The following is a 24480-nucleotide window of genomic DNA, read 5'->3' on the forward strand; positions in this document are numbered from 1 at the left end:
TGCGCCCGCGCTGCCCCCGGTATTGCCATTACATCAGTTTCGAAAATGACGACGTGCCCACACCCGCAGCAGCCTTTGCGGATAGCGGAAGAGACAAGCGATTCCGTCTGTTTCGAAGTTGGTGACGTGCCTCCGCCCGAAGCGGCTTTCCCGGTCGCCGCGCGGAGATCCAATCCTGCTTGCCGCTTGCCGCCGTGGCGGATCGGTTTTCGCGAACGGACAAGGGATTTTCCCGTCGTGCCGCGTTGAGACCGCTGGATCCCCGATCAAGTCGGGGAAGGCGCCGGGGTGAGGCGGGCCTTCCGGATAGCGGCCCGCGCCCGCCGGCCCTGTCTCAGACGCTGTAGGCGGTCTGGTCGGGCTGGGATGCAAGGAGGGCCGATTTCAGCTTTTCCATGGCACGGCTTTCGATCTGGCGCACGCGTTCCTTTGAAATGCCGAGTTTCGTACCGAGGGACTCCAGCGTGGCGCCATCTTCCGAGAGGCGCCGTTCGCGCACGATCTTCAGTTCGCGCTCACTCAGGACCTTGAGCGCCGAACTGAGCCACCGGCTGCGGCGCTCGGAATCGATGTTGCCCGTGACGATCTCGTCGGGCAGCGGGGCGTCGGATACCAGGAAGTCCTGGCGGTCGGCAGAAGAGCCTTCGCTGTCGGTGATCGGGGCATTCAGGGAGGTGTCCGGACCGGACAGGCGCGCGTTCATGAGCGCGACATCCGACTGTTTGACACCAATTGCGTCGGCGATCTTCTGATGCAGTTCGCTGTCGGTGAGAGGTGTCTGGTTGCCGGAAAGCTTGGCGCGCAGGCGGCGCAAATTGAAGAACAGCGCCTTCTGGGATGACGAGGTGCCGCCGCGCACGATCGACCAGTTGCGCAGGATATAGTCCTGTATCGAGGCCCGGATCCACCAGGTGGCATAGGTCGAAAACCTGACTTCGCGTTCAGGCTCGAAGCGCGCCGCCGCTTCCAGAAGGCCGACATGGCCTTCCTGGATCAGGTCCCCGAGGTTGAGGCCGAAATTCCGGAACCTGGAGGCAACCGCGATCACCAGGCGCATGTGCGACAGCGAGAGTTGTTCCAGAGCCTTCTCGTCCCGCGCGTGCCGCCATCGAAGCGCCAGGTCCATTTCCTGCTCACGGGTGAGGTAGGGGGCTTTCATCGCGGTCTGCACCAGCTGACGTTTTTCGCTCATGGACATGATCGACGCTCCGATGTGTTGTCGGCGGATTAACACCCACCGAACTTGACGACGTGCCATCTGACCGCGGTATCGGTTTCTTCGGCAAGGAGCGGTTCAATGGTCGATGCCCTGCATCGCGCGCCTGACCGGCGAAAAGATAGGGTCCGTCAAATGGGGCCTATTCAACTTCGGCTTGAATTACGTGCCTCCTGGCAGGTTAGATCACTTGAGGATGCCGCTGGGGCAGAATTTGTGCACTTTCCCGTGAACTGGTCGGGACGGCGTCCGTTGAACGCAAAAGGGCCCGGAACGATCCGGGCCCTTGAACTTCATTCAGGAATTGATCCGCGCTGAACTCAGGCGGCTTCTTCCTTGTCTTCGTCGTCATCACCGGCTGCGGCTTCGGCAGCGGCTTTCAGGCGGCTCGGAGATTTCGCCAGGTTCTGTTCGATCTGCTTGACCGCTTCGGTTTCCGAACACTTGTTCACGGCCGCGATTTCGCGCGCCATGCGATCAAGCGCAGCTTCATAGAGCTGGCGTTCGGAATAGGACTGCTCGGGCTGGCTCTCGGACCGGAACAGGTCACGGACCACCTCGGAAATCGAGTTCAGATCGCCGGAGTTGATCTTGGCTTCATATTCCTGCGCGCGGCGGCTCCACATGGTCCGCTTGACGCGCGGACGGCCACGAACGGTTTCCAGAGCCTTCTTGACCGCAGCCGGGTCACCGAGCTTGCGCATGCCCACTGTCGCGATCTTGGCGACGGGAACACGAAGGGTCATCTTGTCCTGTTCGAAAACGATAACGAGCAACTCCAAAGTGTGACCTGCAACGTTCTGTTCTTCAATGGCGGTAATCTGGCCGACGCCGTGTGCCGGATAAACGATAAACTCGCCGGTTTTGAATCCCTGGCGCTGCGCGGTCTTTTTGGTGTTTGTTGCCATTCTGGTATTCTCTCCTGCGCAGTTGATCAGTCCGTGTCGGACCTGTGCTGAACCGCTGCGATGCGGCCCTCTATTTTTATGTGACACGAAGCCCGCCGAGCGATCCGAAGTGGAACGCCTGTTGATATGCGGCGTGTCAGGGCTGGTCAGTCGTTGAATTCCACACTAGAACCTTGATTAGTCATCATGAGCTGCCGGTGCCTTTGTCCGTCCGGTGGTTTAGGCCCGGGACAGGAATTAAAGACTCCGACTTAAGGGGTTGTTCTCGTGGTTGGCGACTGTCCTAAAGATATAACATACTTTTGTGGAAAATTAAAGTGTTGTGCTTTTCAGATGCGCAAACGCAACAGCAGACCTGACCTGTGACCTGAGTCAGGTGCCTGAAATTCCAGAGAGAATCATCGTCCCACCAGATTCGGAAGTGCTTGCGGACGTTCCGATGTGCACAGGCGGGAACGAATCAGGCAGGCGCTTTCGGTGAAAAATACTGTTCCAGCTTGTTCTCTTTGCCGTCAAATTCCTCGGCCTCGGGCAGAGCATCCTTCTTTTCGGTGATGTTCGGCCACTTTTCGGAATATTCGGCGTTGAGCCCGATCCATTTTTCCAGACCCGGCTCGGTGTCGGGCAAGATGGCTTCGGCGGGACATTCCGGTTCACATACGCCGCAGTCGATGCACTCGTCCGGATTGATCACGAGCATGTTCTCGCCCTCGTAGAAACAGTCCACGGGGCAGACTTCAACACAGTCGGTGTATTTGCACTTGATGCAATTGTCTGTGACGACGTAGGTCATCTCTATCCTCATTCGGCACCGGGATCGTTCCTCATGGCGGTTGCCAGAAAAACGCGACCGGCGGTCAGGTTCGTGCCGCGTTTCTGCGAGAAGGCACGATCAGTGTCTCGTGTTGATGTTGGGTATCGCTTTTGTCAACTGCGTGCAAGCGCTCCGGATGACGCAGTCAGGGGCGAAAAGAGAAAGTTTTTCCGTTTTTCCCGCCGAAGCCGGATTCTGCCTCAATCGTCGCTGCGAAAGGCGTCGAGTTTGCGCCTGTCGCGCTTCGTCGGCCTGCCCGCGCCCGCATCCCGGAGGCCCGGAGGCGGCGGTGGCGCTGCCTGTTTTGGCGGGGGCGGGGGCGACAGGTCCTCATAGAGCCGGCGCGCCTCCTCGTAAGGACCGCGCTTGGAGCCGAGCGCCACGACCTTGAGCACCAGAACGCGTCGTTCAAGCACGATTGTCAGCACGTCGCCCGTGCGCAAGGTCTTGCTGGGGGAGGAAATCTTGTCCTTGTTCAGACGGACATGACCGGAGGTCGCCAGCTTCTGGGCAAGCGACCGGGACTTGGTGACCCTGGCGTACCAGAGCCACTTGTCGACACGCAGGCTGGCGCCCTCGGAATGTGCCTCCGGCTGCGGAATTACTTCTTGTCCTTGCTTTCCATGTTCGCCTTGAGCGCCATCAGCGCCGCGAAGGGCGAATTCGGGTCTATGGGCTTGTCTCTTTGCGGCTTGTCGCGGCGGTTGCCGCCGTCAGAGCCCTTGCCGCCGCCTTTGCCGCCCCTGGTGCCGTCCTGGGCGCCGCGATTGCGGCCCGGACCGCCCTTGCCGCCCTTGCCGTGACGTTTCTCACCCTGGGGCCGTTCGCCCTGGTTGCTCTCGCCCTGGCCGGACTTCTGGGGCGCGCCCCGGCGGTTGTCGCCCCGGCGCTGATCGTTGCGGCCACGCGGCCGCCGGTCCGGACGGCCAGGCCGCCAGACCTCGATGGTGACCGTTTCCAGTCCAGTTTCCGTTTCCGATTCCGGTTCGGCGGCGGCATCGGTGTCCGGTACCGCATCGCCGGCAGCAGCCGGCGTGTCGTCCTGTGCAGGTACTGCGGCTGCCGGTTCGGTTGCGGCGGTTTCCGCCGGAGCCTCGTTCGGAGCGGGCTCTTCGGAGATGCCAGTGTGCTCTGCCGCAGCTGCAGTCTCGTCCGCGGCCGGCGCCGTCGCTTCGGCACCGGTTGCTTCCGGGGACTGCTCCTGCGGCGCGGCGTCTGGTCCGGCTTCCGTTTCCGCTCCGGATCCGGCCACGGGGTCCGTTGCCTCAGTTGCAGAGACGTCTGCCGGAGTGCCGGCATCGGTCGCGGCGGTTGCATCCGCAGGGGTCTCGTTCGCGGCGTTCGTTTCGCTCGTGACGGCTTGTTCGCCCGCCGGTCCTGGCAGCGCCGGGCGCTGAACTTCCCTGGTCTCACTGCGGTAGCCGAGCGATTTCAGAACGGCGGAAAAATCCTCGCCGGCACAGCCCAGAAGGCTGGTCATCGCCACGGTGACGGTAAAGGCGCCGCCCTGCGCCGTCGCGCCTTCCGGCGGACTGACTTCCGGGTCCAGCGGTTTCCAGGCGATGAGCGGCCGGATCAGGTCGGCCAGGCGCTCCAGTATGTCGACGCGCACGGCGCGCGGGCCGCAGACACGAAAGCCGACCACCTTGTAGAGCGCCTTGTCGATGGTCTCGTCGACCGGAATGGAGGTCCGGCCGGACGCGGACAATTGCGGCAGCTCGGTCATGCCGTTCATGTCGAGCGCGCCGTGCTTCAGGGCCCAGAGCTGCGCCAGAAGCTGGCTGGGAGCCGGCTTCAGCAACGCGGGAATGAACACGGTATAGGCGCCGAACCGAATGCCGTGCTTGCGCAAGGAGGCGCGCATGTCCTGGTCGAGCTGACGGATTTCGTCGGCAGCTTCCTGGCGCTCGAGAATGCCCAGGCCTTCGACGAGGCGGAACGCGATGCCGCGCGCCAGGCCTTCCAGACCCTCCGACGTTTTCAGGTCCGTAAGCGGCTTCAGCAGGGTTTCGATCTGTGACCTTGCCCAGAGATCGAGACGACCCTGGACGTTGTCACGGGCAGGCCCGTTCAGATGCTCGTCGGCCAGCAGCAGCACGGTCGGTGTCAGAACGTCCTCGCCGGCCATCAGCTTGGCCACCGGCTCACCGCGCCAGCGCACGGTGCCGTCGGCGGTCAGGACAAAATCGGTGTTTTCGGACTTGCCCAGTTTTTCGGCCCGGGATTCGATCTCGGTCGTCAGGGCTTTCTGCGCCGCGGCCCGAACCGTCTTGCCGTCGGGTCCTTCGGCTGCCGCGTCGGGGGCAAACCGGAAGCCAAGCAGATTCCCGATGTGCTGTCCTTCTACGAGCACATCGCCGCTCGATGTAATTTCCGCTTCCAGCATTGCGTTCTCTCTCAAACGTCGCATCAATACACTTGTCCGCCGATCCACGAAGCGCTGTGTGAGCCGCTCGTGAAGGGCGTCGGATAGTCGATCTTCAATGCCGCGGGTCACACCCTGCCAGTGGGCCGGATCGGCCAGCCAGTCGGGGCGATTGGCGACATATGTCCAGGTCCGGATGTGTGCAATCCGGTTGGCGAGTGTGTCGATATCACCATCCGTGCGGTCTGCGAAGGCCAATTGACGCGAGAACCAGTCATCGGCGATGGCATTGTCCTGCATCATATGGGTGTAAATCGTGTTGAGCAGCTCCGCATGGTTTGCCGGGGCGATCTTGCGATAATCGGGAACCTGACACACGTCCCATATCAATTCTACCGCGTTTTGGCCTTTTGCCATGCCGGATATTGCCGGATCGCGCAATAATTGTTCAAGAGCGGTGATGTCGTCACCGGTCGGTGCCCGTGCGAGACCGTCCTCCCTGGGAACGATGTCGAGGCTCTGGCGCAATGCGCCTGCGGATGAAAAATCCAGCGCACTGTTGCGCCATTGCAGCACTTTCAGGCTTTCGAAGCGATGACTTTCGATCTGTTCGACCAGATCGTCGTCCAGAGGATCGACCCGTCCGGTCACGCCGAAGGTGCCGTCGCTTGTGTGCCGCCCGGCGCGTCCGGCGATCTGGCCCATCTCGGAAGGCGTCAATTGACGATACTGGTAGCCGTCGTATTTGCGGTTGCCGGCGAAGGCGATGTGCTGGAGATCCAGGTTCAGACCCATGCCGATGGCGTCGGTGGCCACCAGGTGGTCGACATCGCCGTTCTGGAACAGCTCCACCTGGGCATTGCGGGTGCGCGGGCTCAGGGATCCCAGCACCACCGCCGCGCCGCCGCGCTGGCGGCGGATCAGCTCGGCTATGGAATAGACCTCATCGGCGGAGAAGGCGACCACGGCGGAGCGCGCCGGCAGGCGGGACACTTTTTTCGACCCGGCATATTCCAGAACGGACATGCGCGGCCGTGTGATCACATTCAGCCCGGGCAGCAGCTTTTCCAGAAGCGGCCGTGCGGTGGCCGCCCCCAGGAGCAGGGTCTCGGAACGGCCGCGCAGGTTCAGGATCCGGTCGGTGAAGACATGGCCGCGATCCAGGTTGCCGGCCAGCTGGACCTCGTCGATCGCGACAAATTCGGTGTCGAGGTCGAGCGGCATGGCTTCGACAGTGGACACCCAGAAGCGGGGCCTGTCCGGGATGATCTTCTCTTCGCCGGTGATCAGCGCGACGGAGTCAACGCCCGCGCGCTCGGCCACCCGTCCGTAGACTTCGCGCGCGAGCAGCCGCAGCGGCAGGCCGATCAGTCCGGAGGACTGGGCAAGCATGCGCTCGATGGCAAGATGGGTCTTGCCCGTGTTGGTCGGTCCAAGCACCGCTGTCACTGTGCGGGACCGGGCTGACGTCGGCAGCGGCATGGATTGAAGACGAGGCATGGAAGAGCTGGACGATCGGCTTTCTTCGGCTCGGTGCCAGGGACCTGGCACCTATATCTGGTGCCGGGTGTCTAACACAGGCGGTTGTCCTGTGTCCCCACTCTTTTGGCCCGGAGGCCGGTTATTCGCGCAGAAAACAAAGTGTGGAGAACGACTCTGGAACAAACCGAAACCGAATCGGCGACACCTGGCGATTCAGGGTTTGTTCCATACCACATGTGGATCCGGCGGCGGTCGGCGCCACGAAATCGTGAATCGGGTCAACAAGTTGAATCTTGCCTGCGTGCCCAGGGCGATTTGCGCCGAATCCATGTCAATCAGAATCTCGTCACCTGACGGTGTGGACCGGAACGCGGGCTCCCGTCCTGCCGGACACAGGGTGAACGGAAGCGGGACGAATCGGTGTTTCCACGAGATTCCGGATTTGTTCCTACAAGATGTAGTGGTGTGCAGGCTGATGCCATCTATCGGAAAAATGCTCCGCCCGCTGACGACAAGCCCGGCCCTGAACCCGGCCCTGAACCCCGCTCCGAGCCCGAACCCGAGCGCGTCAGACACCGGGCGCAAATAACCTGGAAGCGCGGCCGGGCTCTGCCGGCGGGCAAGTGAGCCGGCTGAATTGCCGGACCGGTGCCGGTGATGCTCCGGCGGCAGGGTTTGGGCCGAAATTGCTGCGCCGCAAATTTTTTGAAAGTGTCTATGACGTCGAGGCTTAAGCCGATTTTGCTATCTATTTCCATACGTTACCGGCGCAGGCGCAAAAAAATTCGCCAGGCCAGAAAACGGACATGGCGACGGCCTCTTTTCAAGAGCGTCCGACCAAAGTAGAAATCATGCCGAAAGTGGCGCTGCTGTTTGCGCGACATCAGGGGGGTGTGGACGTTTGGCGATAACCAAAATTCTCGTTGCGAACCGGTCCGAAATCGCGATCCGGGTATTCCGGGCGGCCAATGAGCTTGGCCTGAAGACCGTCGCGATCTATGCCGAGCAGGACAAGCTGGCCCTGCATCGCTTCAAGGCGGATGAAGCCTACCAGGTCGGCAAGGGGCTGGGGCCGATCGAGGCCTATCTGTCCATCGACGAGATCATCCGCGTCGCCAGACTGTCCGGTGCCGATGCGATCCATCCCGGCTATGGGCTGTTGTCCGAAAGTCCGGAATTCGTGGATGCATGCGAATCGGCCGACATCACCTTCATCGGCCCGAAATCGGAAACCATGCGCCGGCTCGGGAACAAGGTGGCCGCGCGCAATCTGGCGATCGAGGCGGGTGTTCCGGTGATGCCGGCAACCGATCCGCTGCCGGACGACATTGCCGATATCAAGCTGCAGGCCGCGAAAATCGGTTTCCCCGTGATGCTCAAGGCCTCCTGGGGCGGTGGCGGCCGGGGCATGCGCGTGATCCCGGACGAGGCGACCCTGGAAAAGGAAGTGGTTGCCGCCAAGAGGGAAGCCAAGGCCGCCTTCGGCAAGGATGAAATCTATCTGGAGAAGCTGGTCGAGCGCGCCCGCCATGTGGAAGTGCAGATCCTGGGCGACGGCGAGAACGTGGTTCATCTGTTCGAGCGTGATTGCTCGATCCAGCGCCGCCACCAGAAAGTGGTCGAGCGCGCGCCTGCACCCTATCTCGATGAGGCCAAACGCGCGGAACTGTGCGATTACGGCCTGCAGATCGGCCGCGCAGTGAACTATCGGGGCGCGGGCACGGTCGAATTCCTGATGGATGCCGATACCGGCGCCGTCTATTTCATCGAGGTCAATCCGCGCGTTCAGGTCGAACATACCGTGACCGAGGAAGTCACCGGGATCGACATCGTCCAGGCGCAGATCAAGATCAGCGAAGGCGCGAAGATCGGCACGCCGGAGAGCGGTGTGCCCGCGCAGCCGGATATCCGTCTCAACGGCAACGCCCTGCAATGCCGGATCACGACGGAAGATCCGGATCAGAATTTCATTCCCGACTACGGCCGCATCACCGCCTATCGCGGCGCCACCGGTTTCGGCATCCGGCTGGATGGCGGCACCGCCTATTCGGGCGCGGTCATCACACGGTTCTACGATCCGCTTCTGGAAAAGGTGACCGCCTGGGCGCCGACGGCGGAAGACGCGCGCAAGCGCATGGACCGGGCCCTGCGCGAATTCCGGATCCGGGGTGTGGCCACGAACCTGGTGTTTCTGGAAAACATCATCGGCCACGCGGATTTCAAGGCCAACAACTACACCACCCGTTTCATCGACGACACGCCGGCGCTGTTCCAGCAGACCCGGCGCAAGGACCGGGCGACCAAGCTGCTGACCTATATCGCGGACGTGTCGGTGAACGGCCATCCGGAAACCAAGACCCGGGCCCGGCCGCCGAAGGACGTGGCCGCCCCGGTGGCACCGGAATTCGGCACCACCGCCGCCCCGGAAGGCACGCGGCAGTTGCTCGACCGGCTCGGTCCCGGCGGTTTTGCCGACTGGATGAAGACGCAAAAGCGGGCACTGGTCACCGACACGACCATGCGCGATGCCCATCAGTCCCTGCTCGCGACGCGCATGCGCAGCCACGATATCGTCGGCATCGCGGAGGCCTATGCAAGCGGCCTGCCGACCCTGTTCTCGCTGGAATGCTGGGGCGGAGCGACCTTCGACGTGGCCATGCGTTTCCTGACGGAGAGCCCCTGGGAACGCCTCCACAAGGTGCGCAAGAAAGCGCCCAACATTCTGCTGCAGATGCTGCTGCGCGGCTCCAACGGCGTCGGCTACACCAATTATCCCGACAATGTGGTGAAGTTTTTCGTCGCCCAGGCCGCCGAGAATGGTGTCGATCTCTTCCGGGTGTTCGACTGTCTCAACTGGGTGGAGAACATGCGTGTTTCCATGGACGCGGTCCAGGAGGCGAACAAGCTCTGCGAGGGCGTGCTCTGCTATACCGGCGACATGCTCGACAGTGCCCGGCCGAAATACGACCTGAAATACTATGTCGGTCTTGCAAAGGAACTCGAGGCGGCCGGCGCGCATATCCTCGGCCTCAAGGACATGGCCGGTCTGTTGAAGCCCGAGGCGGCGAAGGTCCTGATCCGGACCCTCAAGGAAGAGGTCGGCCTGCCGATCCACTTCCACACGCACGACACCTCGGGGATCGCGGCGGCCACGGTTCTTGCCGCGGTCGAAGCGGGCGCCGACGCGGTGGACGCCGCGATGGATGCGCTGTCCGGTCTGACCTCACAGCCCTGTCTCGGCTCGATCGTGGAAGCCCTGCGGGGCAGTGACCGCGATACCGGACTGGACGCGAAGACCATCCGCCAGATCTCGTTCTACTGGGAAGCCGTGCGGGCCCAGTACCGGGCGTTCGAGAGCGACCTGCGCTTCGGCGCTTCGGAAGTCTATCTGCACGAGATGCCCGGCGGCCAGTTCACCAACCTGAAGGAACAGGCCCGTTCGCTCGGCCTGGAAACCCGCTGGCACGAAGTGGCGCAGGCCTACGCCGACGTCAACATGATGTTCGGCGACATCGTCAAGGTGACACCGTCCTCCAAGGTGGTCGGCGACATGGCGCTGATGATGGTCAGTCAGGGCCTGAGCGTGGCGGAAGTCGAGGATCCCGCCAAGGATGTCGCCTTCCCGGACAGCGTCGTCCAGATGCTGCATGGGGATCTGGGACAGTCGCCGGGCGGATGGCCCGCGGCGCTGCAGAAAAAGGTGCTCAAGGGCGGCACGCCGATCACGGTCCGCCCGGGCTCCCTGCTGGAAAAAGCCGATCTGGAGGCGGAACGCAAGGCGGCGGCCGAAAAGACCGGTCATGAAGTCAGCGACACGGAACTGGCCTCCTATCTGATGTATCCGAAGGTCTTCACCGATTTCGACAAGGCCCAGCAGCAATACGGACCGACGTCCGTGCTGCCGACACCGGTGTATTTCTACGGGCTCGAGGCAGGTGACGAGATTTTCGTCGAGCTGGAACCCGGCAAGACGCTGGTGGTCCGGTGTCAGGCGATCGGCGAAACGGACGAGAAGGGCGAGAAGAAGGTGTTCTTCGAGCTCAACGGCCAGCCGCGCATCGTAAAGGTGCCGGACCGGGCCCACGGGGCTTCCGGTGCGGCGTCCATGCGCAAGGCCGAAGACGGCAACGCGGCCCATGTCGGTGCGCCGATGCCGGGCGTGATCTCGACGGTCGCGATCGCCGCCGGCCAGGAGGTCACGGCAGGCGACGTGCTGGTCTCCATCGAGGCCATGAAGATGGAAACCGCGCTCCATGCCGAGCGCGACGGCAAGGTCAAGGAAGTCCTGGTGAGCCCGGGGGCCCAGATCGACGCCAAGGACCTTCTGGTGGTGTTCGAAAGCTGATCGAGGGAGCCCGCCGGGAGTGCTTCCGGCGGCTCCTGACCCCTCTACCTACGGGCGGGGAGCGTCAATGCCGGGCAAGCAGCCGTCCATGGGGACCCCGCTTGCGCTTCCTCACGATGAGGGTATCGGGTGGTTCCGTTTGAGCCGAGCTGCATTTTCATCCTCATTCTGAGGAAGGCCGAAAGCCTGTCTCGAAGGATGGTCCGCTTGCCCGAAAAACACACCGGCAGTGCTGTGATACTGCCGGCTGCCCACCTATTCCGCCGCCTTGAGCGCGCCAAACTGGACCGGGGCCGCCGCGGTGCCGATCCACAAGTCCAGAAACCGGTCGAGCCATGTCCTGACGGCGGGGTCGTAGACAAACCGACCGGCAAAATGATCGCGGCGCTGCTGCGCGCCGGGCAGGGCCATGCGCGGCGCGCCCCTGGTGGTCCAGCGCACCATCATCTGGTGGGTGAGTTCGGGATGGAACTGGATGCCGTAGGCGGCCGGTCCATAGCGGATCGCCTGGTTGGGATAGGTGGGGCCGCTTGCCAGAAGCTCGGCCTGTGACGGCAGGTCGAAGCCTTCCCGGTGCCATTGGTAGACCTTTTTCGGCCAGGTCATCATGGAATTTCCGGCGTCGGTCGGGCGCAACGGATAATATCCGATTTCGACGAGTTCCTCCCTGTGACCACCGACGGTGCCGCCGAGCTGCTTCACCATCATCTGGGCGCCGAGGCAGATGCCGAGAAAGGGCTTGCGTTCCCTGAGCGGCACTCCGATCCAGTCGATTTCCTTCTGAACGAAGGCATCGGGATCGTTGGCGCTCATCGGTCCGCCGAAAATGACGGCACCCGCATGGTGGTCCATGGTCTCCGGCAACACGTCGCCGAAGCGCGGCTTGCGGATATCCAGCGCAAAGCCGCGCTTGACCAGCTCCTGGCCCACCCGCCCGGGCGACGAGTGTTCCTGGTGGAGTACGATCAGGACCCTGGGACAGTTACTTGCGACTTTGGTATTGAAAAGCATGCATTTAATATGAGGCAGGATGGAGCAGAAATCGAGTCCTGTCGGCCCGTGAGCCTGCATAAATGTGTGGCCTAAAGGCTTGTTTGTGCCTTCGGCCTCGGCTCAATACATCCTCATTTATGAGTTCGTGAGCTAGTCCAGCTCACTTTCCTCCGGCGCGGTCTGGGCCACCTTGTGGCGAAGGGTCATGCGGTCACGGGTCGAAATGCCGAGCAATTCTGCAACCCGCCAGATGGTGTTGTCCTCGAATTCGTGAACATGGCCGTCCGCGTAGACGATTTCCCACATCATCTCGACGATCGCCAGGCGCTCCGTCTCGTCCGTGGTGCGCTTGAGAACGGACGTGAAGCCATAGAGATCGACTGCTTCCTCGTCCCGCTGTTTGGCGGCGGCGATCAGCTCGCTGGTCTCCTTGTCGGTCAGATCATAGTGTTTCTGCAGAATTTCCCTGAGCTTCGAGCTTTCACTTTCCTCGATCACGCCATCGATGTCGATCAGATGAAACAGCAAGGCGGCAGCAGCCAGACGCTTGTCATCCTCGGCAAAGGCCTTTTCTCCGCTGTCGCCGAAGGTCAGTTCGCGAACAAAGCTTTTCAGTGCATTGAGCATTTTGGTCGTTCCTGTAGTCGGGCCCCCCAAACAGGCCGCTTGTTATTGCTATAACATCGGTTCCTTAGCATCAAAGAGTTGACACCCGCTTTAGGTTCCCCGGACAATTGGAATCCGTTGGTTGCGCGAGCCTGTTTCCACTCCCAGGACCGCGGACAGGCCGTGATGCGCAGCTTGAGGCCATGCCCTTGGTCTTTCCGAGCTTCCAGGAGCTTTCCTGTGGCTTGGCCGGCGAAAACCTGTCCAGCGGCACTCCGGCTCCGGACGGCTTGGCCGGATCATGACCACAACCCGGTCGTCACCAAGACTTGGGATTCAATTCCGGTATTTTCCAGTCAACTTTTTGGAATAGTTCTAAACTATTGATGTTTTTACATTTATAACTTGACTTCCGGTCTCATGAAATGGTTTCACCGGGTCGTTGCAGGCACCAAGGTGCCGCTCGAAAATTGGAAAGATGCGGGGAAGCCGAGTTGTGGCGCCGCATCCGCCAGGTGAGGGGATCAACCCATGAAATCATTCAAATTCGGCCTTCTGGCCGCAACCGCCCTTTTCGCAACCCCGGTGCTTGCCGCTGCGCCCGCCGATGTGCTGTCGACATACGGCGATATTGCACAGGCAAAATTCACGGACTCCCTGGGAACCGCGAAAGCCCTCGAAGCCGCGGTCGACAAGCTGATCGCGGAGCCGACCGAAGCCAATCTGGAAGCTGCCCGTGCGGCCTGGACCGAAGCCCGCAATCCCTACCAGCAGACCGAGGCCTACCGGTTCGGCAACGCCATCGTCGACGACTGGGAAGGCAAGGTGAATGCCTGGCCGCTGGATGAAGGCCTGATCGACTATGTCGACGTGTCGTATGGCGAAGAGTCGGAAGAAAACGGTTTTTACACCGCCAATGTGATTGCCAACCCGACCCTGAAGGTCGGCGGCGAGACCATCGACGCCACCGAAATCACCGCGAGCCTGCTGGCCGACACCCTGCAGGAAGCTGGTGAAGTGGAGTCCAATGTCGCGACCGGGTACCACGCCATCGAATTTCTGCTGTGGGGCCAGGATCTCAACGGCACGGATGCCGGTGCGGGCACCCGCCCTGCGACCGATTTCGATCCGGCCAATTGCACGGGTGGCAACTGCGAACGCCGTAGCCAGTACCTGAAGGCCGCGACCGAGCTGCTGATCGCCGATCTGGAAGAAATGGTTTCCGCCTGGACGCCGGGCGGCGCGGCACGTGAAGACTTGGCCGCCAAGGGTGATGCCGGCGGTCTTGCCACGATCCTGACCGGCATGGGCTCGCTTTCCTACGGCGAACTGGCCGGCGAGCGTATCAAGCTGGGCCTCATGCTGCACGATCCGGAAGAAGAGCATGACTGCTTCTCCGACAACACGCACATGTCTCACTACAACGACGTGGTCGGCATCCGGAATGTCTATTTCGGCGAATACAAGAGCCCGCTCGGCAACGATGTTTCGGGGGCGTCTCTGGCCGAAATGGTCGCCGAGAAGGATCCGGCGCTGGCCGAGGAAATGAAGGTCAAGCTCGACGCGACCCTGGCCGCTTTTGAAGCGATGAAGACCCGCGCGGAAGGCGGCGAAGCCTACGATCAGATGCTCGGCGAAGGCAATGAAGAAGGCAACGCGGTTGTCCAGACCGCCGTCGATGCCCTGGTTGACCAGACCGCGTCGATCGAGCGCGTTGTGAAAGTGCTCGAACTGGACGAGATTGCCTTCGAAGGCTCCGACAGCCTGGACAATCCGGGCGCCGTCTTCGAATAAAATCAACTCCCGGCAGGCATTTCCGGATGCCTGCCGGTTCTTCCGTGAATTGGGGCTCGCGGAAACCAGCCAGGATGCGAGCAATGAACCGGGTCCCCAGCGTGGGCGCAATGACCGGCGCCCTTTTGTGCATCTGCCTCGCTTCAGGCGCGGCTCCGGCCGACACCGTGCTGACGCACCGGGACGACCTGTCCGAAAAGGACAAGGCCAAGGTCTCGAAGGTGATGTCTCCGCCGGTCGATTTCGGGCAATCCGAACTGTTCGAACCGATGCAGGGTGGCGCGGGCACGTCGCGCAAGCGACCGGATAGGGATGCCTTCTCGCGGTCCAATGCCAATCTGACATTCGAGGAACAGCACAGTTTCAAGGTCGGCAACGGCCTGTTCAAGAAACTCTGGGCGTCCTCGCCGTCCTCGACGCAGGCCTCGGACGGGCTCGGTCCGCTGTACAATGCCAGATCCTGCCAGGGCTGCCACCTGAAGGACGGCCGCGGCCGGCCGCCGCGCCCGGGCGACGAGGCCGTGTCCCTGTTTCTCCGCCTGTCGATCCCACCGCAGACCGATGACCACCGCCAGGCGCTTGCCGACAGAAGGATCCTGTCCGTTCCCGAACCTGTCTACGGCGGGCAGTTTCAGCACTTCGCGGTGCCGGGTCTGGCGGGAGAAGGGCGTTTCGACATTGAATTTGAGGAGATCGTGGTGCCGCTGGCCGGTGGCGAAACCGCCGTCCTGCAGAAACCGGGCTATCGCATCCGCGATCTCGGCTATGGCGCGATGCATGACGAGACGATGATCTCTCCGCGCGTGGCCCCGCCGATGATCGGTCTCGGCCTCGTTCAGGCCATTCATCCGGGGGACCTTGCAGCCCTGGCGGATCCGGACGATCTGGATGGGGACGGGATCTCGGGAAAGCTCAGCCGGGTGCGCGATCCGAACACCGGGGATCTCACGATCGGCCGGTTCGGCTGGAAAGCCTCGAACCCGACGATCCGGGCACAAACCGCAGACGCTTTTTCAGGTGATATCGGCATCAGTTCACCGGACAGGCCGGACAATTTCGGTGATTGCACCGGGGGGCAGCACGCCTGCCGGGCATTGCCGCATGGCGAACAGGCGCATCTGGGCGTGTCGGAAGCGCCCGATCCCGTGATGGAGCTGGTGACATTCTATTCGGAAAACCTGGCTGTGCCGGCGCGTCGGGACGTCGACGATCCGCAGGTTCTGGAAGGCAAGGAAGTCTTCTACCGGGCCGGCTGTCCGGCCTGCCACCAGCCGAAGTTCGTCACCAGCCGGGCGGCGGACAACCCGGCGCACCGGTTTCAGCTGATCTGGCCGTATTCCGATTTCCTGCTGCATGACATGGGCGAGGGTCTTGCCGACCACCGTCCGGTGGGCGATGCCTCGGGCCTGGAATGGCGGACACCGCCGCTCTGGGGCATCGGCCTGACAGAGGCGGTCAACAAACACACCCGCTTCCTGCATGACGGGCGGGCGCGGAACCTGCTGGAGGCGATCTTGTGGCATGATGGCGAAGCGAAGCCCGCACGCGATGCGGTGGTTGCGCTGACGCCCGCGGACCGCCGCTCCCTTATCCGTTTCCTGGAGTCCTTGTGATGCGTCGACTGGTACTGGCCGCAATGGCGATCTTCTGCGTTCTTCCGGCGAAGGCCACCGAGTTCAACCCGCAACTCGACGGTCTGGTCTCAGGCTACATCCGTCCGGCCACAACGCGCTTTTCGGAAGCCGCTGCCGCACTTCCCGGCGCGGTCGAGACGGTGTGTCAGGAAACCGGCCGGGCGGCGGCCGACGGGTTCAGGTCGGCTTTTTCCGATACCGTTCTGGCATTTTCGGGCGTTCATTTTCTGCGCTTCGGACCGCTGATCGACAACGACCGTGTCAGCCGGCTTGCCTTCATGCCCGATCCGCGCGGTATCACCCAGCGCCAGCTGCGCAAGATCCGCGCCGGCAAGGACACCGGCGTGCTGTCCGCCGCGCGCCTTGCGGACAAGAGCGTGGCCGTTCAGGGACTGACCGCGCTTGAGCTGATTGCCTTCAGCAAATCCTCCGAGGTGGTGCTCGGCCGGGATGCGGCCGACAAGGCGTTCACCTGCGGCTATGCACTGGCGATTGCCGTCAATGTCGCGAAGATCGCAGAAGAGCTGGCCGATGACTGGGCAGACCCCGACGGCTACAGCACCGTGCTGCTGTCCGCCGGGCCGGACAACGACCGATTTCGTACCTCAAGGGAAGCGCTGGAGAGCATGTTCAATACCGTTGTGACCGGGCTTATCATTGCGCGAGATCAGGATCTTCTGCCTGCGCTGGGGTCCTCGCAGGAGGGCGCCAAGCCGCACCGGTTTCCGTTCTCCCGCTCCGCCAACAGCATTGTGTTCCTGTCCGGGGAGCTGACGGGCCTTCAGGAGACCCTGGGCAGCTTCAACCTCGAGGCGCTGACCCCGGAAGAGTTCGCCTGGATCTTCGATTCGATTTCGTACGAATTCGGCAATGCCCGGTCGATCCTGGAAGACCTGACGCCGCCACTGCGGCAGACGTTCGGGGAGGGGGACAGCTATGCCCGGGTCAAGGTTCTGGCGATCACGCTGCAGTCCCTGCGGGACACCATCGCGCTCGAACTGGCCGGGGCGCTGGATCTTGCCGGAGGCTTCAATGCGCTCGACGGCGACTGATTTGCGCGCGCTGTCGCGGCGCGGGTTTCTCGCCGCCCTGGGCGGTCTGGCGGCGGGACCCGTGTTCGCTGCATCGCCGCTGGCGGAAAGCCTGTCAGGCCGTGAAGCAGATGAAGGCATGCCGCTGTTCGCCAGTGCCTACCGGCAGGAAAACGGGGACTACGGCATCGGCATTGTCGACGGGTTCGGGCAGATCCTTGCCCGGGTTTCGCTGCCGGGAAGGGGCCACGGGATCGCGGTCGCACCGGACAGGCGCCGCCTGGTCGCCTTTGCGCGCCGGCCGGGAACCTTCGCGCTTATCATTAGCCCGTTCGAGGCCGCCGAACCCCGATTGCTGAGTGCCGAACCGGGTCGGCATTTCTATGGACACGGCTGTTTCTCCGGTGATGGCCGCCTGCTCTACGCGGTGGAAAACGATTTCGACGCCGCTCGCGGTGTCATTGGCGTCTATGACACGAGCGGGCGCGATATCCGGCGGCTGGGCGAATTCGGCACCGGCGGCATTGGCCCGCATGACCTGATGCTCGCGCCGGACGGCCGGACGCTGGTCGTTGCCAATGGCGGCATCCGTACACATCCGGAAAAGCCGCGTGAAAAGCTCAACCTCGACACGATGGCGCCGTCGGTGGTCTTTCTGGACAGCTTGACGGGGGATCTCCTTGCGGAACACACGCTGGATCCGGTATTGCATCAGCTGTCCCTGCGCCACATGGCGCTGGATGCGCAGGGCCGGGCATGGGTCGGCGGTCAGTTCGAAGGGGCCGAAAGCGAAACGCCACCGCTGGTCGGCGTGTTTTCCCGCGACAAGGCTCCGGACCTGCGGGAAATCCCCTCACCTGTGGCCGCCGGGCTGCGGAACTATATCGGCTCGGTGACGGCAAATGCCTCCGGGGAGATCATCGCAACTTCGGCTCCGCGCGGCGGGCAGACCCTTTTCTGGAATGCGGCGACCGGTGATTTTATCGGCGCTCAGACGATTCCGGACGGTTGCGGGGTCGCGCCCATCGATCAGGGCAGCTTCCTGATTTCCGACGGAAACGGTGCCCTGTCACTGGTGAGCGAACCGGACGGCGGCGCGGAAGTTCTCGCCCGGCCGCCGGGGATTTCCTGGGACAATCACCTGTTTTCCCTGTCCTGACACGCAGCGCGTCTGGAAAGAACCGGATCGTTCCTGTTTTCGTCACGATCGCCCGGCATTGTATCTCGGGACGTTTCGCCTCGATTGGTCTACATTGGGGCCGAATCGCGACGGGGAGATTGTAAATGCGTCGGCTTTTGATCGGACTGGGCAGTCTGCTGTTTCTGTTGGTGACCATTGTTCTGGTGGTGCCATTGTTCCTGCCCAAGGACGAAATCAAGCGCCAGGTGGTCGATCAGGTGGACTCGCGCCTGGGATGGCGCGTGCGCCTGGATGGCCCGGTGTCGCTGTCGCTGTTCCCCGGTTTCTCTCTGGTGGCGGAGAAGGTCGGCGTTGCCGGCGAGGCCGGAGCTGACGGGATCGAATTTGCCCGGGCCGAGCGTGTCGAGTTCGGGCTGGCCTGGACCGGCCTGATGTCCGGAAACATCCAGGTAACCGGTATTTCCCTGGACCAGCCGGATATCTATCTCGAAGTCGGCCCCAATGGCACCACCAGCTGGGAGCCGCGCCGGGACCTGAATTCGGAGACCGGCGCCGGACGCTCGGATGCGGCACCCGCGCAACCTGCGCAAACGGGATCCGCGCAAGAGGCCTCGTCCGATGGTGGATCGTCGGCGACATCCTCCGAAGGCTATCTGAAAAGCATCGGGGTCGATCGGCTGAGCATCACCGGCGGGACGCTGACCTACAAGGACCAGACCTCGGTTGACCCGGTCAGGATCAGCAATCTCGACATGACTTTGAACGCGCCGGACCTGACCGGCGAGGTGACACTGGACAGCAGTTTCACGCTCCAGGACATCGCGCTGGGGGTTGCCGGATCCCTGTCGAACCCGCTCGGGCTGACGGCGGGTGAACAGGTGCCGCTCGATCTGACCGTGTCGTCGGGGGAAAATGTCGTGAAGGTCGCCGGACAGGCAGGCCTTGCACCGGTCCGGGCCGATCTTGCGCTGGAAGCCGCCGGCCCGTCGCTCAAGGCATTGGCCGGGCTCGCCGGGCAGACGCTGGAGACGGATCCCGGCGCCTTCGCGCTGAATGCGGGGATCACGGGGTCCGAAACGGCGGTTTCCGTTTCGGATCTGACGCTGGATCTCGGGCAGCTTTCGGTGGGTGGCGCGGCCGACGCGGATCTCTCCGGACTGGTGCCGGAAATCTCCGGCCGCCTCGTGCTGAAGGACGGCTCGATCGCCGACCTGCTGCTGCTGGCCGGCCAGCAGCAGCCCGCAAGCGGCAAGCTGAGCGCGGATGTGGCCTTTGAAACCGTTGGCCTTACGGGCGATGAGCTCTTTGCCGGTCTCGACATCAATGGTTCCGTCAGCATTGCCGATGGCGAAATCGGCGGGCTTGGACTGGCCTCGGCGGTCGGCGGCGACCCGGAAGCGGACCGGTTGACCAATCTGGCGCTGGACCTGAATTTGCAGGGTCTGGAAAACCCGATCGCCATGAGCGGGTCGCTCGCCTGGCGCGGGGAAGCCTTCAGCCTGACGGGCGAAGCGGCAACGGCGAAACTGCTTGCGGGGCAAGCCGCTCCGGTCTCCGTGACCGTCAAGGGCAACAGGCTGAGTGCCGGTTTCAACGGTCAGGCGTCCCGGAGCGGAGCGGTCGATGGGGCCGTCAGTCTGGAAACGGCGGACCTGCGCGGTCTGATGGCCTGGATGGGCCAGCCGCTCGGCGCGGGCGGTGGCCTCAAGCGGTTCAAGGCGTCCGGGATCTTCGGGATCAGCGGTGAAACAGTCTCCTTCGAGGAAACCCGGTTCACGCTCGACGATACTTCGGGCGAAGCCAATGGCCGGATCGTGCTCGGCGACATTCCCTCGGTCACGGCCCGGCTCGACCTGCGCGAACTGGTGCTCGATCCCTATCTGGGCGGCTCCGGAACGGCGCCTGGCGCCACCAGGGCCTCCGGATCCTCGGGATCCGGCGGGAACAATGCCGGAAGCGGCGGCAGCAAGAGTGGCGGCGGTTCCGGCTGGAGTACGGTGCCGATCGATTTTTCGGGCCTGAAGGCGGTCAACGCGGATTTCAGGCTCACCACCCGCGAAATCCGCTGGGACAAGATCAAGATCGACGAGAGCGCGCTCTCCACCACAATCAGCAACGGTGTGCTGACGGCGAACCTGGAAAAGGTGGCCCTTTACGGCGGTACCGGTACCGGTACGGTGACGCTGAACGGGGCTGCAGCGGTTCCCGAAGTGGCCGCGACATTCTCGATGGCGAAGCTCAGCGCCTATCCCTTGCTGCGCGACGCGGCGGATTTCAGCTGGATCGAGGGCAAGGCCGCCATCAATCTCGATGTGAAATCGAAAGGCGGCAGCGAGCAGGCGCTGGTCCAGGGGCTGAACGGCACGGCGGACTACAATTTCGCGGATGGCGCCATCCGTGGCATCAACGTGCCCAAGATGGTCCGCGGGCTCTCCGTGGAGACCTTGCTCGGCTGGCAGGCCAATACGTCCTCCAAGACCGACTTCAGCACGCTCAGTGCCAGTTTCCAGATCCGGAACGGCGTCGCGACCACCAGCGATCTGTCGATGGTCGGACCGCTGGTGCGCATGAGCGGCAAGGGCACGACAAACATGCCGGAACAGAGCCTTTCGTGGCGGGTGGAGCCGAAAATCGTGCCGACCCTGGAAGGTCAGGCACCGCAGCCGCGGCGCAAGGGCGCGGACAAGAAACTCGCCGGACTGGGCGTGCCGATCGTGATCGAGGGCAACTGGAACGACCCGCGCATCTATCCGGACATCAAGGGCATTCTGGAAAACCCGGAAGCGGCCTACAAGATGCTGGAACAGACCGGCGGCGAGCTGATCTCGATCCTCAACGGCAAGAAGGCGCCGTCCAAGGAGCTGGTCGATCAGGCCAACAAGGTCATCGAGAAGGCCACCGGGGGCCGCACCCAGATCGACGTCCAGAAGGTCATCGAGGGCAAGGTCGACGACAAGGAAGTCCTCAAGGCCGTCGAGGAGGGCTTCGGCCTGCCGCAGGGCCTGCTCGGAAACGTGTTCGGGAACAAGAAGAAGAAAAACTGAGGGCCGGCCCCCCGTACGACGGTGAGGTCCGGCGGTGCCACAAAAGTCCAGCATACCAAGATCGTTGCGGCGGCAGTCGACGGATGCCGAAAAACGGGTTTGGCACTTTCTTCGGAACAGGCAGCTTGGAGGCTGGAAATTCCGGCGGCAGGTCTGGATCGACAGGTATATCGTTGATTTTGTTTGCTTGGATGCAAAGTTGGTTGTCGAGCTGGATGACATCGTCGCCCATCTTGAGCTTCGAAAATGTTGCGCAAGACAAGCTTCCCTGGTTTCCGGTTGAGTCTACTCCCCTCACCCTGACCCTCTCCCCATGGGAGAGGGAACCCTGCAGGGAGAAATTTCTTCCAGTTTGTTCTGCTTGAGACAAGAGCAGGCTGGTCAGAATGGCATGGATGTGTCACCCGCACGCGTAACCTCTCCCATGGGGAGAGGTCGGCGCGCAGGCGCCGGGTGAGGGGCGCAGCCTGGAACCGGAACTCCGGGTTGCCCGGCAGCGAGATCATCGCTCCCTGGTATGAAACCCCAGTGCCGAGATCATCTCGTTGACGGCGCTTTCCACGGTGCCGGTGTTCTCGATGCGGACCAGGTTGGCAACCCGGTCGGGTTCCAGATCGGCCCGTTTCAGGCGGCGTTCTATGTCGTCCCGGGTTTCCCGGCCGCGGGCCGCAAGGCGTTCGGCGAGGATTTCAACGGGTGCTGTGATCAGCAGGGTGACGGCGGTCTGGTATTTTTCTTCCGCGCGTTTCAGCACACGCCGGGAGCCGTTGGCGATGACGGTGCCGCCGGTGCGGATGAAGTCGTCATAGGCCGGCGGGATGACGTAGCCGAGGCCGTGGGCTTCCCAGGCCAGCGCGACTTCTCCGGCAGCAGTCATCCGGTCGAAATCGGCGCGGCTCAGAGTGTCGTGATCCTCTGCGTCGGCATCCGCCTCACGGGTGATCGCCCGCCGTGCAAAGACCACGTCGTCCCGGGTGTCGAGCCGCTGCTTCAGGGCGTCCATCAGCGTGTCCTTGCCCGCGCCGCTTGGTCCGACGACGAGAATCATGCGTCCGGGCCCCAGTCTTTTGGGCCCCTGTCTTTTGGGCCCCAGTTTTTCGGGACTGAGCTTTCCGGCCGCATCCGCCGCTGCGTCAGGCAACCCGTCGACCCTCGCGCCAGACGCCGCGCACAATCGGGATGCCGCCGACCATCTTCACCTGGATGAGATCGGCGCGCAGACCCGGTTGCAGCGCGCCCCGGTCGGCGAGTCCGATCGCGGCCGCCGGAGTGGAGGTCACTGTCCTGACGGCCTCGGGCAGGGAAATCGTTTCGATGTCCGCGGCGAGCTGGAAGGCGGCCTGCAGCAGGGAAATCGGTACATAATCGGAGGAAAGCACGTCAAGCACGCCGGCTTCGGCGAGTTCCTTCGCGGAAACATTGCCGGAATGGGAGCCGCCGCGCACCACGTTCGGCGCGCCCATCAGGACGGCCATGCCGGCGTCATGGGAGGCTTTCGCCGCTTCCACGGTGGTCGGAAATTCCGCGATCCTGGTGTGCAGGCCGATTGCCTCGTCGACATGTTCGCGGGTGGCGTCGTCGTGGCTGGCAATGGCGATGCCGCGTGCCTGGGCGATGTCGGACAGTTTCTTCCGGTTGTCCGGGGCCAGACCGCTGGCGCGTTCCTGGCGCCTGCGGATGAAGACCTCCATTTCGGCGTCGGAAAAGCCCTTCTTGCCCTGATAATAGATCTTGTAAGCGTCGAGCGAGACAAACTGGCGCTGGCCGGGCGTGTGATCCATCAGCGATATCAGCCGGATGCTGTCGTCGTCCTTGAATACCTCGAAGGCCTCCAGAACGTCCGGCGCGGAGACTTCGCAGCGCAGGTGGATGAAATGGTCGGCGCGCAGGCGGTTTTCGCGCTGGCCTGTCTCGATGGCATCGGCCAGCTTGCGCATGTCCGGGTAGCGCAGATCCGCGTCCTCATCCATGCCGACCCGGAGCGCGTCGAATACGGTGGTGATGCCGGAACAGGCGATCTGTGCGTCATGGGCCTGCACCGCGGACACCGGGTTCCAGCGGACTTTCGGCCGCGGGGCGTAATGGGTTTCCAGATGATCGGTGTGCAGTTCGACAAGGCCCGGCAGCAGATAATCGCCCTCGCAGTCATGTCCCGCGACCCCGGTCGGTGAGCCGGTTCCGGAGATCCGGCCGGTTTCGCCGACCGTCAGCGACCCGTCAATCACCTCGTCGGCGAGGATGAGGGTGGCATTCTTGAAGACTTGGGGCGTCGCGCTCATGCAGGTTCCTCGTTTGTGGGGTGATCGGGGGCCGGGGAATGGGGGGCGATTGCGGCGTCCAGTGGAGACACGCAGCCACTGAGCGAAAAGACCGTGTGCACCTGGAACGGCGCGCCGCGCTCCGCCTCTGTATACAGTGCAAAATGGCTGCAGGCACGCGGGCGGCCGGTGACGTCGGCGAAGTAGCCTTCGGCCGTTTCGGCCAGACAGCGCATGTCCGCTTCGTTCTCCAGCTTGCTGGAGAGTGTCATGTGGAAGCGGAACTCCTCGAAGATGTAGGGATAGCCCCACCGGGTCAGGTGCCGGTCCTGCCGTTCCGTCAGACCGCTGTTGCGGCGGCGCTCCAGATCGGCGTCCAAAAGCGGTGCCCGGAACGGTTCGAAGCGGCGCACACAGAGCCCAGCAAAAGCTCTGAGGCCGGGCTCTTCCCGCTCCGGTGTCAGGGCGAGAAACCGTCCGAGCCGATTGACGCCGAGGCCCGTTATGTCGAAGGGCGCGATTTCGTCGGCAAACTGCTCGCAGGCCTGCAGCAGGGCTGCTTCGGTCTGGTCGCCGCGCAGGGAAAACGGGGCCTTCAGCGTGCCGTGAAACCCGTAGCGGCGCGGGTCCGTCGTCAGGTCCCGGACCCTGTCCGCCGTCAGCCCGGCGACGGCCGGCTGCGGCAGAGCCTCGCCCGTGAACGGGTCGCGGCCGAGCCAGGCATTGCCGAGCTGCATCAGCGGGTCGTGTGCATCGGCGGCAAAATAGAGGGCGTAGCGCATGGTCGGATTCGCATTCGGTTCACGGGAGAGGCCGGAAAGACGGCCTAACGGCGGGTGGTGACCGTTC

General features: G+C 63.1%; 17 protein-coding genes. 7 read left to right on the forward strand and 10 right to left on the reverse strand.

The features are described from left to right. Positions 1-334: 334 nt before the first annotated feature. The 5 genes from WNZ15_RS13515 to WNZ15_RS13535 all read right to left on the reverse strand — a co-directional run bounded on the left by WNZ15_RS13515 (position 335) and on the right by WNZ15_RS13535 (position 6803). Positions 335-1192, reverse strand: a complete 858-nt coding sequence (locus WNZ15_RS13515) for an RNA polymerase factor sigma-32 (RefSeq protein WP_342893818.1) — start codon at positions 1190-1192, stop codon at positions 335-337. A gap of 344 nt (positions 1193-1536) precedes the next feature. Beyond that, a complete protein-coding gene (locus WNZ15_RS13520; protein WP_342893507.1) occupies positions 1537-2124 on the reverse strand; it encodes a CarD family transcriptional regulator in 588 nt (195 codons plus the stop codon). Between the two features lie 460 nt (positions 2125-2584). Then, positions 2585-2917 carry a ferredoxin FdxA gene (gene fdxA, locus WNZ15_RS13525; protein WP_342893508.1) on the reverse strand — a complete coding sequence of 111 codons (333 nt, stop codon included), beginning with the start codon at positions 2915-2917 and terminating at the stop codon, positions 2585-2587. Positions 2918-3138: 221 nt separating this feature from the next. Further along, positions 3139-3504 carry an RNA-binding S4 domain-containing protein gene (locus tag WNZ15_RS13530; RefSeq protein WP_342893819.1) on the reverse strand — a complete coding sequence of 122 codons (366 nt, stop codon included), beginning with the start codon at positions 3502-3504 and terminating at the stop codon, positions 3139-3141. Between the two features lie 35 nt (positions 3505-3539). Next, entirely contained in the window at positions 3540-6803 is a 3264-nt protein-coding gene (locus WNZ15_RS13535) for a DEAD/DEAH box helicase (RefSeq protein ID WP_342893509.1), read from the reverse strand. A gap of 883 nt (positions 6804-7686) precedes the next feature. Here WNZ15_RS13535 and pyc point away from each other — a divergent pair. Further along, a complete protein-coding gene (gene pyc, locus WNZ15_RS13540) occupies positions 7687-11130 on the forward strand; it encodes a pyruvate carboxylase (RefSeq protein ID WP_342893510.1) in 3444 nt (1147 codons plus the stop codon). Positions 11131-11385: 255 nt separating this feature from the next. On the opposite strand, the gene WNZ15_RS13545 is transcribed toward pyc, so the two are convergent. Beyond that, complete coding sequence (locus WNZ15_RS13545) at positions 11386-12141, reverse strand: glutamine amidotransferase (RefSeq protein ID WP_342893511.1); 756 nt, start codon at positions 12139-12141, stop codon at positions 11386-11388. Between the two features lie 132 nt (positions 12142-12273). Continuing rightward, positions 12274-12750, reverse strand: a complete 477-nt coding sequence (locus tag WNZ15_RS13550; RefSeq protein WP_342893512.1) for a TerB family tellurite resistance protein — start codon at positions 12748-12750, stop codon at positions 12274-12276. 510 nt (positions 12751-13260) lie between these two features. Between WNZ15_RS13550 and WNZ15_RS13555 the strand changes: the two genes are divergently transcribed. From WNZ15_RS13555 to WNZ15_RS13580, 6 genes are all read left to right on the forward strand, one after another. Next, positions 13261-14523: an imelysin family protein gene (locus WNZ15_RS13555; RefSeq protein WP_342893513.1), complete on the forward strand. Its 1263-nt coding sequence runs from the start codon at positions 13261-13263 to the stop codon at positions 14521-14523. Positions 14524-14606: 83 nt separating this feature from the next. Further along, positions 14607-16136, forward strand: coding sequence for a di-heme oxidoredictase family protein (locus WNZ15_RS13560; protein WP_342893514.1), 1530 nt, complete (start codon positions 14607-14609; stop codon positions 16134-16136). Beyond that, a complete protein-coding gene (locus WNZ15_RS13565) occupies positions 16136-17209 on the forward strand; it encodes an imelysin family protein (protein ID WP_342893515.1) in 1074 nt (357 codons plus the stop codon). Before WNZ15_RS13560 ends, WNZ15_RS13565 begins: the two co-directional genes overlap by 1 nt. Then, positions 17190-18347 carry a DUF1513 domain-containing protein gene (locus tag WNZ15_RS13570; RefSeq protein ID WP_342893516.1) on the forward strand — a complete coding sequence of 386 codons (1158 nt, stop codon included), beginning with the start codon at positions 17190-17192 and terminating at the stop codon, positions 18345-18347. Before WNZ15_RS13565 ends, WNZ15_RS13570 begins: the two co-directional genes overlap by 20 nt. Positions 18348-18472: 125 nt before the next feature. Continuing rightward, complete coding sequence (locus WNZ15_RS13575; RefSeq protein ID WP_342893517.1) at positions 18473-21373, forward strand: AsmA family protein; 2901 nt, start codon at positions 18473-18475, stop codon at positions 21371-21373. Between the two features lie 34 nt (positions 21374-21407). After that, complete coding sequence (locus WNZ15_RS13580; protein ID WP_342893518.1) at positions 21408-21656, forward strand: DUF559 domain-containing protein; 249 nt, start codon at positions 21408-21410, stop codon at positions 21654-21656. 219 nt (positions 21657-21875) lie between these two features. Here the strand turns inward: WNZ15_RS13580 and phnN are convergent, their stop codons facing one another. The 3 genes from phnN to WNZ15_RS13595 all read right to left on the reverse strand — a co-directional run bounded on the left by phnN (position 21876) and on the right by WNZ15_RS13595 (position 24413). Further along, positions 21876-22421 (reverse strand): phosphonate metabolism protein/1,5-bisphosphokinase (PRPP-forming) PhnN, encoded by a 546-nt coding sequence (gene phnN, locus WNZ15_RS13585; RefSeq protein ID WP_342893519.1) that lies wholly within the window; start codon positions 22419-22421, stop codon positions 21876-21878. A gap of 85 nt (positions 22422-22506) precedes the next feature. Then, positions 22507-23652, reverse strand: coding sequence for an alpha-D-ribose 1-methylphosphonate 5-triphosphate diphosphatase (locus tag WNZ15_RS13590; protein ID WP_342893520.1), 1146 nt, complete (start codon positions 23650-23652; stop codon positions 22507-22509). After that, complete coding sequence (locus WNZ15_RS13595; RefSeq protein ID WP_342893521.1) at positions 23649-24413, reverse strand: DUF1045 domain-containing protein; 765 nt, start codon at positions 24411-24413, stop codon at positions 23649-23651. The genes WNZ15_RS13590 and WNZ15_RS13595 overlap by 4 nt, the downstream gene beginning before the upstream one ends. Between the last annotated feature and the right edge of the window lie 67 nt (positions 24414-24480).

Origin of the sequence: Roseibium sp. AS2 (assembly GCF_038900065.1) — a bacterium.
Lineage (GTDB): Bacteria > Pseudomonadota > Alphaproteobacteria > Rhizobiales > Stappiaceae > Roseibium.

Bases quoted from the DNA above. Each gene is read 5' to 3' on its own strand.
- WNZ15_RS13515 (WP_342893818.1), bottom strand. From the start codon at position 1,192: ATGAGCGAAAAACGTCAGCTGGTGCAGACCGCGATGAAAGCCCCCTAC.
- WNZ15_RS13520 (WP_342893507.1), bottom strand. From the start codon at position 2,124: ATGGCAACAAACACCAAAAAGACCGCGCAGCGCCAGGGATTCAAAACC.
- fdxA (WP_342893508.1), bottom strand. From the start codon at position 2,917: ATGACCTACGTCGTCACAGACAATTGCATCAAGTGCAAATACACCGAC.
- WNZ15_RS13535 (WP_342893509.1), bottom strand. From the start codon at position 6,803: ATGCCTCGTCTTCAATCCATGCCGCTGCCGACGTCAGCCCGGTCCCGC.
- WNZ15_RS13545 (WP_342893511.1), bottom strand. From the start codon at position 12,141: ATGCTTTTCAATACCAAAGTCGCAAGTAACTGTCCCAGGGTCCTGATC.
- WNZ15_RS13550 (WP_342893512.1), bottom strand. From the start codon at position 12,750: ATGCTCAATGCACTGAAAAGCTTTGTTCGCGAACTGACCTTCGGCGAC.
- WNZ15_RS13555 (WP_342893513.1), top strand. From the start codon at position 13,261: ATGAAATCATTCAAATTCGGCCTTCTGGCCGCAACCGCCCTTTTCGCA.
- WNZ15_RS13560 (WP_342893514.1), top strand. From the start codon at position 14,607: ATGAACCGGGTCCCCAGCGTGGGCGCAATGACCGGCGCCCTTTTGTGC.
- WNZ15_RS13565 (WP_342893515.1), top strand. From the start codon at position 16,136: ATGCGTCGACTGGTACTGGCCGCAATGGCGATCTTCTGCGTTCTTCCG.
- WNZ15_RS13570 (WP_342893516.1), top strand. From the start codon at position 17,190: ATGCGCTCGACGGCGACTGATTTGCGCGCGCTGTCGCGGCGCGGGTTT.
- WNZ15_RS13575 (WP_342893517.1), top strand. From the start codon at position 18,473: ATGCGTCGGCTTTTGATCGGACTGGGCAGTCTGCTGTTTCTGTTGGTG.
- phnN (WP_342893519.1), bottom strand. From the start codon at position 22,421: ATGATTCTCGTCGTCGGACCAAGCGGCGCGGGCAAGGACACGCTGATG.
- WNZ15_RS13590 (WP_342893520.1), bottom strand. From the start codon at position 23,652: ATGAGCGCGACGCCCCAAGTCTTCAAGAATGCCACCCTCATCCTCGCC.
- WNZ15_RS13595 (WP_342893521.1), bottom strand. From the start codon at position 24,413: ATGCGCTACGCCCTCTATTTTGCCGCCGATGCACACGACCCGCTGATG.